The organism is Pseudoalteromonas sp. 120-MNA-CIBAN-0494 (assembly GCF_040308885.1).
GTDB classification, from domain to species: domain Bacteria; phylum Pseudomonadota; class Gammaproteobacteria; order Enterobacterales; family Alteromonadaceae; genus Pseudoalteromonas; species Pseudoalteromonas nigrifaciens.
On record NZ_JBEOOE010000215.1, the window covers coordinates 1 to 243 of the forward strand.

Here is a 243-nt window from a genome sequence, read left to right on the forward strand (position 1 = left end):
GGACTGGTTCACGCGTGGCGCAGGAACCATCACACGCGACGGGTCCACGCGCTGGCGACCGCACTACTACTGGCTGCCGCTGTTGGGCCTGTTGACGGGTGGGCGCATCAATGAACTGTCACAACTCTACCTTGATGACGTGCGGCAGTCTGAGACCGGGACGTGGTTTCTGGACTTCAACCTTGACGGCGACAAGGTGGAGGAGGCGGACGTGCCCGACAAGTCACTGAAGACGGTCAATGC

The 243-nt window shown here is 61.3% G+C and carries 1 protein-coding gene; it reads left to right on the forward strand.

Going from position 1 to position 243, the window contains the following annotated elements; genetic code table 11:
- Window positions 1-243: hypothetical protein (locus AAEY55_RS18565; RefSeq protein ID WP_350552758.1), on the forward strand; the 243-nt coding region annotated here is incomplete at both ends.